Raw genomic sequence first — 14,185 nt, 5'->3', positions numbered from 1 at the left:
CGCAAGCGGGCTCCTACGGGTTGGATTTTTCGCGGAAATCACCTTACGTTAGATTGTGGAGCAACAAAAAGCCTTTATGTTGACTCATACCCTAATCCTAGGGGCTAAGTCCGACACGCTGCTAGGGCGATTTCAGTCAAGAAACCGACAGCGGTTGACCACGGGACGGGTTTGAAACCTGCCCCGGCGTCCAGTTATAGCGTTCGACGCCGAAACCGCTCATTGATCGGTGGAGCGCCCCGCGCGGTCCGTTCGTCTGCCAAGCAGGGCGAGCGCCGCGATCACCATGGCGAGGGTTGCCAGCGGGTAGCGCGCATAGAACACCTGAGCCAGTATCTCCGGAAGGCGGTTGATGACCTGCACCTCGGAGTACGACGGGATACAGAAGCCGCTGATGAGAATCAAGACCGCTGCTTGCCACCAGATGCCGCGTTCGGCGGCATGAAGCAGCAGCATGAAAATGAGCGGCAGCACCAGAACATAGGTGTATCCCCACCCGAGTGAAACCAGCATCGGAATCAGTGCCAGCAGTAGTGCAAAGCCGGCGTTTTTTCTTGCGGCGACATCACGCCGCAGCCAAAGTAACACGACGATCGCCGAGGCACTCAGAACCAGGGTCGACACCCCCTGCGCCACCGTGGAAAGCGTATAGACTTCCCAGTTGAACGCATCGGCGAGCGGCCTGAAAAAGCGATGCACGGCAGCGGCGATCGATTGGTTATAGATATGCACGGTTCCAATACGGGACACCTGCGGCAGAACACTGAAAAAATAGTCTCTGTACAGATTGACGGGGACTAGCCAGGCCAGCAGCAGCGGGGCGGCAAAGAACACACAGGCCAGCCCCAGCAGCACGTTTCGGTAGCGGGAATGGGCGAAGACGAAGATACCGAGCAACACGGGATAGACTTTGATCCAGGCCGCGAGCCCCAGCAGTACGCCGGCGAGGAACGGCCGCCGATCCAGCAGGTACAGGTAAAACACACACAATAGCAACACCAGCGTGTTCACCTGCCCGGCGATGACATTCAGATAGGTCGGGGCAAAGCCCAGGCCAAACACGGCACAAGCGATCAGCATCAGCCGGGAAATCGGTTTGTCCGCCGCTGCCGCGACCTGTCGCAGGAAAAGCCATGACGCGACCGCTGTCGACCCATAAACGACAGCCGCGAACAGGCTATAAGCGACCTGGGGCGAGAATGGGGCAAATAACACGAACAGGCCGAGGCTGACCGGGGGATACAGAAAACCATTGGGCGACGTGATGGCTTGCTCATAGACCGGCAGGTGGTGCAGCAAAGCTTTTGCCGCCTCGTAGTAGACGGCGAAATCGCCGACCTTGCCAACCAGGAGATAGCCGCTCACGAAGCGGTAAAAACCCCAGAGCAAGCACGCTGCCCCGAGCACCAGGAGCACCATCGCAAAGACGCCACTCCCGCCCCTGTCAGCGCTCGGCGACACGGTTGACGAACGGATATGGAGTCCATCAGCGCACATGGCCGCTGCGTCATCGCCCGATGTTGGGGACTTAGGCATGATCGAGCCCTTGATGATCCACGGCCCTGGGCACCTGGACCGCTCCCGTCGCGTCGCGTCGTGCGTGATCCGACAGTGGCGTCGTTACTGACGGCGCATCGACGCGGTGCAGCAACCACTCACTGACGACCCAGGACGCATACATGATGATCCATGGCATCAGTGGAAAGTGAAACCTGGGGGCGCCAAAGACGATCAGCGAGATCAAAGTCGTATAGAGCACAAACGCATAGCCGAAAAAGATCCAGGGCACGGTCAGGCGCGCCAGCCGGCCGGGCAGCATGGCGATCGAAGCGAGGAACAGCGCCAATAGTCCGAAATAATAGACTTGATTTGCCGCGCGTACGCCGCGAAAGACGTTCGCGAACGCGTGGTAGTTCGCAAATCCGATCCGGTAAGACCAGTCGGCCTCCCCGTCCCAACCCCAGAGGCGCAGGGCTTTGAGTGGCATCAGCTCCAGGAATCGCCGCGGATGCGCGGCGATCCACTGGGTCGCCAGCGCTTTCGCACGCTGGTCGGCAGCCACTTGGTCAGCCAGCGAAAAGCGGCGCTGCGCGAGCAAGGCATCGTCCTCCAGATAACCACCATCCGCGCTGGGATTGTTGCCGATCAGCAGATTCACACCCCCGTTCGTCGATACCAGTATGGGCGAGCCAAGGACCAGGAAATTCCGCGCCGACCAGGGGACCAGGACGGCCATCAACGCCAAGTACAGCAAGAGTCCGTTGCGAAGCCGGCGGTGCACCTCCAGACGTCCCGAGCGGGACATCAGCCCGAGCAAGATCAACATGGCCGGGAGTAACAGGGTCTGCGGCTTGACGAGCGTCGCCAGTCCAAAGATGAGACCGGCGACGATGGCGGCCCGCCGGCCGCCGTGGAACATCGCCAACCAGCACCCGGCGAGCACCAGCAAGGTAAACAAAAGCTCGGTCAGCAACAGCGGCGTATAGGCGATATGATTCGGGTAGAGAGCGAGTAACAGCACCGCCACCCGCGCGGTCGTTTCGCTTTGAAAAATCCGGCGGGTCAACCCCAGGACCAGAAAGAACGAGGCCGCCGCCAGGGTGAGATTAGCGAGTTGTCCAACCACTGGATGTGAGCCGAAGACGGCGAACAGCCCGCCCAGAAAGCCGGGATAACCAACCGGCCAGTAGGCGGTGGGCATGCCGTGCTCAGTATAGCCCGCGCCCGCACCGATACTCTGAGCCAACCGGAAATACTGCGCGGCATCCGACTCCTGGGTCACGGGAATCAGCAGGATGAGCGCCAGGCGCAGCAGCAGGAACAGAGCAAAGCAGGCTGCAATGAAATACCTGGACGCGATGACACCGGTGACAACGGCTCTCAAGAGATCACCCCACGAATGCACATCAACGCACGCCAATCGCCTTAGTGCTGCTGAAAACTGTAATGCTTATGCCCCAGATAACTCGTAAAAGCGGGTACCGCTACACCGATCAGGTGTGCGATATCATGGGCATGGGAGACGAGGCCGATCCGCGGGAACAGCCATTCCGCAAGGAAGACACTGACGGCCCAGACTTGGATGACCGCCACCAGATTCACCAGCGCAAAGCGTAGAAATTCGGTCGCAGTGCTCAGCCGCGAGGCCGGGAACACGAACATCCGAAAAAGCACGAAGGCCGTGACCATCCCGCAGAGATAGCCGAGCAGGATCGCCGCGCTGTACCCCATCACCAGATTCAGCACATAGCGCGAGACCAGATTCACGAGGGCGGAGAAGCTCCCGACGATCAGAAAGCGGGCCAATTCCGTATCCAAGCGCGTTTTGCATGAATGGAACAGGCCGACCAGCACGGAACCTTGCTCAGCCATTGACGACGGCTCGGATCACAACCGCGTGCGCTGAAAAATCGACGTGGGAATCAGCCGGATCACCAGCATGATCCAACGCCAGAACCAAGGCGTATAGAGCACCTGAGCACCGCGCTCGATCGCGCGCTGGATATCCCGTGCCACGGTCTGCGGACTGGCCCACAAGGGTCCTTTGGGAAAGGCGGCGGTCATGGGTGTATCGACGAATCCCGGCTTGATGGTCAGCACCCGCACCCCGACCGGGGTCAGGCGGTGAGCCAAGCCTTGCATGAAGACCGCGAGACATCCCTTGGCCGCACCGTAGACATAATTGCTCTGGCGACCACGGTCACCGGCCACTGAGCCGATCACGGCCAGGGTGCCATGACGCGCCGACGCCATGCGATTGGCCAAGGGGGTGAGCAGGTCGATAACGCTGAGCGCGTTGACCTCCAACTCCTGCCGCGTCAGGACGGCGGAGGCGGCGCAGGCCGGTTGATCCGGCAAGGACCCGTGGGCGATCAGCGCCACGTCGATCCCGCCCAAGGCTTCCCACGCGGCGGCCACCAGGGCATCGGCGGTGTCGCGCACCGTCGCATCATAGGCGGCGACCGTCACGGCCGCGGCCCCGCGCACCCGCAGATCGTCGGCGATGACCGCGGCCCGGTCAGTCCGGCGCGCCGCCAGAAACAGGGCCGCCCCTTGGGCGGCATAGCGCCGGGCGACGGCCTCGGCGATCGCGGAGGTGGCACCGACGATCAGCACCCGTGCGCTCATGGCGCATCCCCCGTCACGCGCCGCCAGAAACTGGATGAAAAAGCCGGATCCAGATGGCGGCGAAATTCGTCGAGCCTGGGGTAGCCGGAGGCGAACAACGCTGGAGACATACGGGCATCCTTCGCTGGATAAATGGCCCCGCCCGCCTGTGTGACCAAGGCGTCGAGGGTTTCGAAGAGCCGCAGGGTCGAAGGTCCCTTGAAGGGGAAGTCCAGGGCCAGGGTCACCCCAGGGCGCGGAAACGACAGCAGGCCGGCCGGCGGCCGATCGCCGAAAACTTTCAACACGCTAAGAAAAGACCCCTGTCCGGACCGGGCGATGCACTGCAACATCTCACGGGTGACGTCGCGACCGAGCGCCATCGGCACCACCGACTGATACTGGAGAAACCCCTTGGGGCCATAGATGCGGTTCCATTGATCGATACCGTCCAGGGGATAAAAGAAAGGCGCGTAATGCTCCAGGCCGGTCTGCACGCGACGGAACTGCTTACGGTAGAAGAGTTCATTGAAAGTCTTGAGGGTCGGCCCGGCAATGAGAGACACCGGTGGATCGAAGGGAACCGAGAGCGTTCGGCCAGGCGCCCCCGGCGCACCTTCGCAGGTCGGCGCCGCGTGGGTGCCCGCCATGTAGATGCCGCGGCCGAGGTGCCGGCCGGTCGCCAGACAGTCGATCCAGGCGACCGTGTACTCGCGCTCGCGCTCCGCACCTAGGGCCAGATCGAAAAAGTCGTCCAACCGGTCGAAGCGGGTCCGCTCGACCTGAACATAGGGATTGGCGATGCGTTTGAGCCGGAACTCGGCCCAGGTGATGAGCCCGGTGAGACCCAGACCCCCGATGGTCGCGGCAAACAGGTCCGCCCGTTCAGTCGCACTGCAACGCATCCGCTCGCCCGACCCGCGGACCAGTTCCAGGCAAGTGACCTGGTGACCGAAGGTGCCGGCCAGGTGGTGGTTCTTGCCGTGCACGTCATTGGCGATGGCCCCGCCGACGGTGATCAACCGAGTGCCCGGGGTAACCGGCAAAAACCAGCCGTAGCCGACCGTCAGGGATAGAATCTCGCTGAGCAGGACGCCGGCTTCACAACGGATCAGCCCGGTACTCGGGTCGAAGGCCAGAAAGCGATCCAGTCCGCGCGTCGCCAGCAAGGTACCGCCATTGTTGAGGCAACTGTCACCGTAACTGCGGCCATTGCCGTAGGGGAGCACGGAACCCGCAACCCGCGGCACCGCTTGGTCGCGAAAACGCACCGGCAGCACGCGCGCCGGCGTCGCGGGCGGGTAACGCCCCCAGGATGGGAACGACGTTTGCGCGTCCATCCGGGTCAGATCGCAAACCACAGGATCAGGGCGCAGACCAGCAGGATCACCTGACTGCCCCGATTTGCCACGGCAAAGACCAGCGGATCGTCGTGCATCAGCCCCCGATGGGCGATGGACCAGGTGCGCGCCATCCAATAGAGCAGCACCGGGCAGATCAGCCAGATCACGGCCGGATGCTGGTAGAGGACACGGACCTCCGGACTGTTGATATAGAGGGCCAGCACCATGACCGCGCAGTAACCCGCCGGGATGCCGAGGCCGCGCACCAGCTCGATATCCGTGACCGTGTAGCCGCGACCGGAAGCCCAGTCGCGTCCGCTGCGAACCAGGGCCTCCAACTCAGCGTACCGCTTGAGGTAGGCGAGGCTCAAGAACAGGAACATGGAGAAGGCGAGCAGCCAGAACGACGGCGCGACGCCGATGGCCGCGGTGCCGCCAATGACGCGAAGTGTATAAAGGCCCGCCAGGGTCATCACGTCCAGGGTCGGCCGCCGTTTAAGATGCAGCGAATAGGCCAGGGTGGTGACGAAGTAGGCCAGCAACACCAAGAGAAACAAGGGCGGGAGCAAGGCGGCGATCGCGACTCCACCGGCTGTCAACCCGACGATCAGGAGGGGGCCCCAGGTCAGTGGTATGGCACCGCAGGCAAAGGGGCGCCGCTGCTTGCGGACATGTTGGCGATCCGCGTCAAGATCGAGCAGGTCGTTGATGATATAACCCGCGGAGGCGACCAGACTGAAGCACAGGAAGGCCAGCACGGCACCCAGGATGGCAGGCGGGTCCAAATACAGATGGGCGGCCACCAGAGGCAGGAAGACCAGGGCATTCTTGATCCACTGGTGAGGGCGTAAGGCCCGCAGCAGCGGTGCCAGTCGTGACCCGGGCCGGCTCAACACGTCATGGGGAATCCCCAGCCGGGAGAGGCTGGACAAGACACCTGGCTGCGGATCGACGACGATGGCGCGCCGGGCATGACGCCAGACTTCCACGTCCTTCGCGGCATCGGCCGCGTAGTCGAAGCCGCCCTCACCGTAGTGCAGGACCAACTGCTCCGCCTTGGCGTGCGAACAGAGGTTGGTGGTCTCGTCGCTGCCGTAAACGGCATCGAACAGTCCCAGATGCTGGGCGACCTGCTCGGCGTACTTGCGGTTCGAGGCGGTGGCGAGGACGACCGGCCGGCCGGCCGCCTTGGCTGTTTTCGCCAGGGCCAGCACCGCGGGATTGTAGGGCAACAAATCGACGCGCAGGTTGACCAGGTTGGCCAAGCCCTGCTTGAGATGCGCCCGGCCCTGCGTGAACAGTCCCATGACGGCACCCAGGGCCGCCACGGGTTGGTCTTTGATCGCCCGCAGGGTCGATTCCACCAACAAATCGCTGCGCACCAGAGTACCGTCGAGATCGATACAGAGTGCCACTGAGGTTTCGTCCATCCGCTCCTCCGCCCTCCGCCTGTGCTGCCAACGCCGATGGTGGAACGCCGGACTTGAGTCTAGCGTAAAGACTCAGCCGCTGAGTTCGAAATCATACGCCAAGGCCGCGCGGGAAAGGTGATTCGCCTCTCATTTGGCTTCATTGCCCGTGTGGCCGGGTGGTCGACTCCACGCGGGTTCGCCAAGCGGCTACAGATCCCGCAACCCCAGCACATCCTGCATATCGAAAAGCCCGCATCCGCGCGTACCGATCCAGCGTGCCGCCCGCGCCGCGCCTTTGGCGAAATTCATGCGGCTGGATGCCTTATGCGCAATCTCGACCCGCTCGCCGTCGGCGACAAACCAGACGCTATGCTCACCCACCACGTCGCCGGCGCGAATGGTCTCGAACCCGATGGTGCGCCGCTCGCGCGCGCCGGTGTGGCCGTGGCGCCCATAGACCGCGACGTCCTTGAGATCCCGCCCCAGGGCCGCGGCCACCACCTCGCCCATGCGCAGCGCGGTCCCGGAGGGAGCGTCCACCTTGTGACGGTGATGTGCCTCGATAATCTCGATATCCACCTCATCACCGAGCACCTGGGCGGCGATGTCGAGCAGCTTGAAACAGAGGTTGACACCGACACTCATATTGGGGGCAAAGACGATGCCGATGTGCTCCCCGGCCGCGGTCACCAGGGCGCGCTGATCCGCGTCGAGCCCGGTGGTACCGATCACCATGGACTTACCGGCCGCACGACACAGCGCCAAGTGCGCCATGGTCGCGGACGGGGCGGTGAAATCGATCAGCACATCGAAGGCATCCGTCGCGCCGGCAAGATTCGGGACCAGGCCGACCCCGAGTCGCCCGACCCCGGCCAGTTCACCCGCATCAGTCCCGATCAGGCTGGAGCCCGACTGCTCGCTCGCCGCTCCCAACACCAAGCCGTCGGACTCGGTGACCGCCTGCACCAGGATGCGTCCCATGCGACCGCCGGCACCGGTAATCGCGACTCTGATCTCTTTCATAGACTCATTTTTCCACGGTTAATCTTTTTTTCAATAGGTTGAAAATAGGAGTCGATAGCGCTGCGCCGCGCGCTGCCCCGGCTGCCGAGCACCGGCGTCCACCTCAGCCCAAACAACCGCGACCTTAGCATTTCCGTTTCACAGGGTCGAGAGACGACGAACGCCGTCCCCTGACAGCCAAAGTCGCCGCAGTATGCTAGCTTTATCGCGTACCGCAACACCAAACCACAACAGCACCAGCAGAGGACATCATGGGACTCTTCGATTTTGTGAAAGACGTGGGTAAGAAAGTCTTCGGCAATGAGGCCGAGGCAAGTGACAAAATCCGCCAGGAGATCGAGCAGGACAATCCAGGGATCAAGGGCCTGACCGTCACCTACGACAAGGGCGTCGTCTCGCTTGCCGGGGAGGCAGCGAGCCCGGAGGCGCTGGAGAAAGCGGTACTCATGGCGGGCAACGTCAAGGGCGTCGAGTCGATCAATGTCGACGGACTCACCGCCCCGCCCCAGACCGCCGAAGTCGAGTTTTATGTCATTGAGAAGGGCGACTCGCTCTCGGCTGTCGCCAAACACTTCTACGGTGACGCCAACGCGTATCCGCGCATCTTCGAAGCCAACCGCGAAGTCATCAAGGACGCGAACCTGATCTACCCAGGGCAAAAAATCCGCATCCCGAAGGCGACCGCTTAGACGATTGCCGTAACGGCGTCACTCGGCGTCCCGCGGCGGGTCAGCACCTGGTCTGACCCGCCGCGGGCGGCGCGCATCGCGGCCCGCCGCGATCGGTCCACCCGACGTATCCGGTGGTTCGACCCCAGGCCCGCGGGGTAGGCTGTGCGGTCCCCGCGGTTCGTCGGCCCTATCGTCAACGGGGCGTTCGGAACCACGATCATTCGTCTTAGGTTCACGGCGACCGGTGAGGCGGCGCGAAAACCGCTTGAGCAAGCTCGGCGCCTTGGGAACCGCGGGCGTGCGCTTGCCGTCGTCGACACCATAGGTCTGGTCCAGAAATTGGGCAAGCGAGATCAGGAAAGACGCCGCGACATAGATCGGCCAGGTGAATCCCATGGTCAGGAAGGACCCGGAGACCGCCGTCCCGATCAAACCCGTCAGGGCGCCCTGGGTGGCGATGCTGACCGCCGGCGAGATCACCCCAGGGTGACGGTCGACGATCTTCAGGCTTCTGATACCGGTTCGGATCAGGCCGACAAACAGGGTGATGAAGAAGGCAAANCCCNCCCAGCCGCTCTCGGCCAACACCCCGAACCAAGTGCTGTGCACGGCGTGGTTCAATCCGTCCCACTTCGGGGTGAACGCGAAATAGTTGCTGTAGTAGCAATGCAGACCAACACCGAAAATCGGGTAGGCGGTCGCCATGCCGATCGCCGCCTCCCAAGCATGCAGGCGCTGTTCGGAGGACGTGTCGAGTCCCCCGTCACCGGATTGCGCGGTCTTCCGGCTGCCGACCCCGGCACCGATATAGAGCCCCATGGCCGCCAATCCGCCGCCGCCGAACAAGAGGATCTTGTTCTTGATATAGCGGAACCCGTACAGACCAAAGACCGCCATAGTTCCCATCAGCGCGCCGCGGCTTTGAGTCGCGAGAATCGCCCACATCAACATGACCAGCGCGATCAGCCCCATAAGGCGATTGAGGATGCCGCTGCGGGGTGTCAGTACAAAGGCGAGGGCGAAGCTGAGCGGAAATTGCAGCACGGAGGAGAGGTCGTTGGGGTCGCCCAGTGACGACCCGATGTCGCGGCCGACCGTTACCCGGGTCTCCTCGACCAGACCGATCCCATTGAGTTTATTGAATATAGCCACATAAGCGACCGCCGAACCAGAGATCACGATCAGTCGCGTGCCCACCAGAAAATCCTGCTCCTCACGCAACAGCCAGGCGACGATGAAGACCATCAGCACGATCTTGGAATAGGTCTGCGTATAGTAGTTCTGCGCCTCCGGGAGATTGGTCGACAAGGGCACGCCGATCGTAATCAGCACAATGAACACGGCCAGCGGCGTGAACTCGCGACGCCAGTAGGGCTTGAGGGTCTCGGCGATAAAGATGTTCCAGAACAACACCGTAATGGCTGCCAGCGAGAGCATCTTCGGGATCTTGAGCGAATAAAGCAGTGGGAAAGCTTCATGCAACCGGAAGAAAGAAAAGCAGACGAACAGCAGCACCACCAGCACCGGCGCACGAAACACGCCGATGACCCCAAGCGGGACCACGGCGATGACAAAGGCGACCGCGGGGTTCGGCATCCCGCGCCAGGCCAGCCACACCAGCAGACAGGCCGCCACCGCGATCGTGATCTGACGCCACTTGGTCGGTGAGGGGACGTACATGGACGCGGTCAGCCCCCCTGATCGCGCCAATCATCCGCGGGACGCCAACCGGCCTCGCGATAGACCGCGAGCAGGCTCGGCAAGACCGCCTGCGGGGTGTAGCGGGCGGCAATGGTCGCACGCGCCGCGTCGCTCGTTTCCCGGTGCCCGGCTTCATCCAGACCTGCCCAGGTCCGCACTACCGCGCGGAATCCGGGCAAGTCCAAGGGAGGGACCAGCCAACCGTTGCGCCCCGGCGCGATCAGCCCCGGCAGGCCCCCGACCGCAAAGGCCGCCACCGGTACCCCGTGGGCCATCGCCTCCAGGGCGGCCATCGGCAGGCCCTCATGACGCGAGGTCATGCACAAGAGTCCAATCTCGCCCCACACCGCCTCCATTGACGGCTGCTGACCCGCAAACCGGACCCGCGGGTGGGCGGCTTCCAACGCGGGGCGCATCGGTCCGTCGCCGTAGACCACGAACCGGACTTGCCGATCTGGTGCGTCGCCCGGTGCATGGTCGACCTCGTCGCGGGGAGATTCGCTGAGGGCGCAGAACAGATCCGGACCCTTCTCATGACTGAGTCGGCCAACGAAGCCCGCCACCAGGGGCCACTGCGTCGGCGCCGCCGCCAGGGGCACGAAGTTATCGATGACCCGCGTACGGCGCGGCAGTCGGCCGGCGATCGGTTGGCTGACGGCCACGATCCCGCCGGCCAGCCGGGCGGTCGCCCGATCCAGCACATTGTAGTAGCGCACCATCCCCGGACCCGGTTCCCCGGCGTGGTAGGTACTCACGCAGGGAAAACGGTCCAGGCGCGCAAGAATTCGCCCGAAGAGACCCACCTTGTAGCCATGGGTGTGCAGCAGCGCGGGGGGGGCTGCCTTCAACGCGGCGCTGAGCCCGCGCCAACCACCGCCGAGCACGTCATAAGGAATGCCCCGCCGCGCCAACGCGGGCCACATGGGATGCGGACCATAGTCGCGCAGAAAGACGACCCGCACCGGCAGGGCCTGCTCCTGGAGGGCGGCAGCCAGCGCCAGCACATGCGACTCGACACCGCCGAACCCACGACTATCGAGCAGGAGCCAGATTGCCCCGGCATGGGTGGAAGTCATGGCCGCGCACCCCATATCCAGGCTACTCGAAAGGTTAGGCAACCCGATTGACCGGCAAGGATCGTTAATCGGTTTTGACGATCGATGTGATACTTATAATCCATTTTTCAGATCGCTCTTTCATCTGTACCTTATCGCACATCGGCGGGGACATCCCGTCGCGATGACTCAGTGAGCCACGGCTCATCAACCTCAGGAGACCCGAAGAGATGTTTGAAGATCGTACCGGAAAGCGCGTCCCAGCGGTGACCTTCCATACCCGTCAGGGGACTGAATGGGTCGATGTGACGACCGATCAGGTATTCGCCGGCAAGACCGTGGTGGTCTTCTCGCTGCCGGGGGCCTATACCCCGACCTGCTCCTCGTCCCATGTGCCGCGCTACAATCAATTGGTTCCCGCCTTCAAGGCCGCGGGCGTAGACACCGTGGTCTGTGTCTCGGTCAATGATACCTTTGTCATGAACGAGTGGCAGAAGGTCCAGCGCGCCGAGGCCCTGACCTTCCTCCCGGACGGCAACGGTGACTTCACCGGCGGTATGGGGCTCCTGGTCGACAAGAACGACCTCGGCTTCGGCAAACGCTCCTGGCGTTACTCCATGCTGGTACGCGATGGTGTGATCGAGAAGATGTTCATCGAGCCCGACCTGCCGGGTGACCCCTTCGAGGTCTCCGACGCGGACACCATGCTCGCCTACCTGGCGCCGAATGCCGCGAAGCCCCTGGACGTGACCGTGTTCAGCCGTAACGGCTGTCCGTTCTGCGCCAAGGCCAAGCAGGACCTGAAAGACGCCGGAATCGTCTACGAGGAGTTGGTGTTGAACCGCGACTACACGGATGAAACCCTGCGTGCGGTCGCCAAGGTCGCCAGTGTGCCTCAGGTCTTCATCAACGGGGAACACATCGGCGGCTCCGACAAGCTGGCCGAGTGGCTGGCTAAGCGCTAAACGGCCTTGATCGTAATCTCGACCAGCGGCGTGCGTAGTCAGGGCTTCCAGCCCTGACGGTGTCAGGCCAGGATGGCCTGACTACGCACCCGGCGTGCCCAAGCTGATGGTGGATGCGCTGCGCTTATCCACCAAAATATTCCCGGAGCATCACGACATGAGTCAACACTTCGATTTGATCGCCATCGGCGGCGGCAGCGGCGGCTTGGCGGTAGCGGAACGGGCTGCGCAACTCGGGCGGCGGGTCGCGCTCATCGACCCCAGCCGACTCGGCGGCACCTGTGTCAACCGCGGGTGCGTGCCCAAGAAGGTGATGTGGTATGCCGCTCACCTGGCGAGCGCCGTGCATGACGGCCCCGGCTTCGGCGTGCGCGTCCAGGCCGATGGTTTCGACTGGCCGACCCTGGTCGCCGGGCGCAACCGCTACGTCAAGGGGATCAACGATTACTGGGAAGGCTATGTCACCCATGAGGGCATTACCCACATCACGGGCCTAGGCCGCCTGACCGACGCGCACACCGTAGAAGTCGACGGTAGCCGCTACACCGCCGACCACATCGTCATCGCGACCGGCAGCCGTCCCTTGGTCCCGCGGATGCCGGGACACGAACTCGGCATCACCTCGGATGGATTCTTTGAACTGGGACAGCAGCCGCGCCGCGTCGCGGTGATCGGCGGCGGCTACATCGGCGTCGAACTGGCCGGCGTGCTGCGCGCACTCGGGTCCGAAGTCACCGTGGTGGCACTCGAAGACCGGGTGTTGTGGCTCTTCGATCCCATGGTTGGCGAAGCCTTGGCCGAGTCGATGCGCGAGGAAGGCATTCAACTGAACCTCCAGTTCGAGGTGGCCGGACTGGAGCGGCACTCGGACGGACTCGCGCTGCGCCCGCGCACGGGCGAGCCGCTCACCGGCTTCGATACCATCATCTGGGCGGTGGGCCGTGCGCCGAACAGTGCCAATCTGGGGCTGGACGCGGCGGGAGTCGAAGTCGCACCCAATGGCCTCATCAAGGTCGACGAATTCCAGAACACCAATGTGCCGGGCGTCTATGCCATCGGCGACGTGACCGGCCGCGAACCGCTGACCCCGGTCGCGGTGGCGGCCGGCCGCCGTCTGGCACGGCGCCTGTTCGGCGGTGAGGAGAACCTTAAGCTCGATTATGCCAACGTGCCAACCGTGGTTTTCTCGCACCCGCCGGTCGGACGTGTCGGACTCACTGAGCCGGAGGCGCGCACACTCTACGGTGACACGCTGACGGTCTATGAGACCAGTTTCACCCCGATGCGCTATGCGCTGAACGACCGGGGCCCGCGCACCGCGATGAAGCTGATCTGTGCCGGCCCCGAAGAGCGGGTGGTCGGCATCCACCTGATCGGCGATGGCGTGGACGAGATGCTTCAGGGGTTTGCGGTCGCACTCAAGATGGGCGCCACCAAGTCCGATCTGGACGACACGGTGGCGATCCACCCGACCAGCGCCGAGGAACTGGTCACGCTCAAGGTGCCGGTCAGGCGTCCGGGAGCGACCACGGCCGCCGGCTGAAGCGGCAAGGGACGCTGATTGTCCGGTCTGCTGCCATGTCCCCCCGCTGGGGACTCGAAACATTGCTATGCTGAAACCCAAGTCGCAAACAACGTTGCATAGTTGATCGTCATGGCAAACGCCGTACTGAGACAAGAGGTCGACGAGCTCCGCGAGTACATGAAGGAGCTGAGTTACCAGGCCATGCGCACCGAGATGGCGTTGGCGCGCATGGCCGAGGGCATGCAGGAGTACCGGGAACAGGGCGCACGCACCGATGCCGCCGTCGCCCGCCTCACCGAGGGCGTACAGGAGTACAGAGAGCAAGGCGCGCGCACCGATGCCGCCGTCGCCCGTCTGACCGAGGGCATGCAGGAGTACAAAGA

The 14,185-nt window shown here is 63.3% G+C and carries 12 protein-coding genes and 1 pseudogene; 4 read left to right on the top strand and 9 right to left on the bottom strand.

The features are described 5' to 3' along the window. Positions 1 to 219: 219 nt before the first annotated feature. From A39O_RS0127275 to dapB, 7 genes are all read right to left on the bottom strand, one after another. Positions 220 to 1,419, bottom strand: coding sequence for a glycosyltransferase family 87 protein (locus tag A39O_RS0127275; protein ID WP_020507833.1), 1,200 nt, complete (start codon positions 1,417 to 1,419; stop codon positions 220 to 222). Between the two features lie 109 nt (positions 1,420 to 1,528). Beyond that, positions 1,529 to 2,884, bottom strand: a complete 1,356-nt coding sequence (locus A39O_RS0127270) for a glycosyltransferase family 39 protein (protein ID WP_020507832.1) — start codon at positions 2,882 to 2,884, stop codon at positions 1,529 to 1,531. A 41-nt stretch (positions 2,885 to 2,925) separates the two neighbouring features. Then, positions 2,926 to 3,372 carry a GtrA family protein gene (locus A39O_RS0127265; RefSeq protein WP_020507831.1) on the bottom strand — a complete coding sequence of 149 codons (447 nt, stop codon included), beginning with the start codon at positions 3,370 to 3,372 and terminating at the stop codon, positions 2,926 to 2,928. 15 nt (positions 3,373 to 3,387) lie between these two features. After that, complete coding sequence (locus A39O_RS0127260) at positions 3,388 to 4,128, bottom strand: SDR family oxidoreductase (RefSeq protein ID WP_020507830.1); 741 nt, start codon at positions 4,126 to 4,128, stop codon at positions 3,388 to 3,390. Next, entirely contained in the window at positions 4,125 to 5,447 is a 1,323-nt protein-coding gene (locus A39O_RS0127255; protein WP_020507829.1) for an FAD-binding oxidoreductase, read from the bottom strand. The genes A39O_RS0127260 and A39O_RS0127255 overlap by 4 nt, the downstream gene beginning before the upstream one ends. Positions 5,448 to 5,452: 5 nt before the next feature. Further along, complete coding sequence (locus tag A39O_RS0127250) at positions 5,453 to 6,880, bottom strand: UbiA family prenyltransferase (protein ID WP_020507828.1); 1,428 nt, start codon at positions 6,878 to 6,880, stop codon at positions 5,453 to 5,455. Positions 6,881 to 7,069: 189 nt separating this feature from the next. Beyond that, positions 7,070 to 7,885 carry a 4-hydroxy-tetrahydrodipicolinate reductase gene (dapB, locus tag A39O_RS0127245; RefSeq protein ID WP_020507827.1) on the bottom strand — a complete coding sequence of 272 codons (816 nt, stop codon included), beginning with the start codon at positions 7,883 to 7,885 and terminating at the stop codon, positions 7,070 to 7,072. A gap of 251 nt (positions 7,886 to 8,136) precedes the next feature. Here dapB and lysM point away from each other — a divergent pair, with 251 nt between their 5' ends. Next, positions 8,137 to 8,574, top strand: coding sequence for a peptidoglycan-binding protein LysM (gene lysM, locus A39O_RS0127240; RefSeq protein WP_020507826.1), 438 nt, complete (start codon positions 8,137 to 8,139; stop codon positions 8,572 to 8,574). Positions 8,575 to 8,592: 18 nt separating this feature from the next. Here the strand turns inward: lysM and A39O_RS43870 are convergent, their stop codons facing one another. Beyond that, positions 8,593 to 9,507 (bottom strand): O-antigen ligase family protein, encoded by a 915-nt coding sequence (locus A39O_RS43870; protein ID WP_456073034.1) that lies wholly within the window; start codon positions 9,505 to 9,507, stop codon positions 8,593 to 8,595. Between the two features lie 737 nt (positions 9,508 to 10,244). Further along, the gene (locus A39O_RS35460; RefSeq protein WP_169338501.1) at positions 10,245 to 11,333 is read right to left on the bottom strand and encodes a glycosyltransferase family 4 protein; all 1,089 of its coding nucleotides are present in this window, start codon (positions 11,331 to 11,333) and stop codon (positions 10,245 to 10,247) included. A gap of 209 nt (positions 11,334 to 11,542) precedes the next feature. Between A39O_RS35460 and A39O_RS0127225 the strand changes: the two genes are divergently transcribed. The 3 genes and pseudogenes from A39O_RS0127225 to A39O_RS41935 form a co-directional block, all read left to right on the top strand. Then, entirely contained in the window at positions 11,543 to 12,277 is a 735-nt protein-coding gene (locus tag A39O_RS0127225) for a glutathione peroxidase (RefSeq protein WP_020507823.1), read from the top strand. 157 nt (positions 12,278 to 12,434) lie between these two features. Beyond that, positions 12,435 to 13,820: a glutathione-disulfide reductase gene (gorA, locus tag A39O_RS0127220; RefSeq protein ID WP_026199778.1), complete on the top strand. Its 1,386-nt coding sequence runs from the start codon at positions 12,435 to 12,437 to the stop codon at positions 13,818 to 13,820. A 111-nt stretch (positions 13,821 to 13,931) separates the two neighbouring features. Beyond that, positions 13,932 to 14,185 (top strand): annotated as a pseudogene (locus A39O_RS41935) (hypothetical protein); the annotation flags it as partial.

Source organism: Lamprocystis purpurea DSM 4197 (assembly GCF_000379525.1).
GTDB classification, from domain to species: Bacteria; Pseudomonadota; Gammaproteobacteria; order Chromatiales; family Chromatiaceae; genus Thiodictyon; species Thiodictyon purpureum.
Note: the sequence above shows the minus strand (reverse complement) of the source record. Positions and strands in the feature narration are given on the sequence as shown.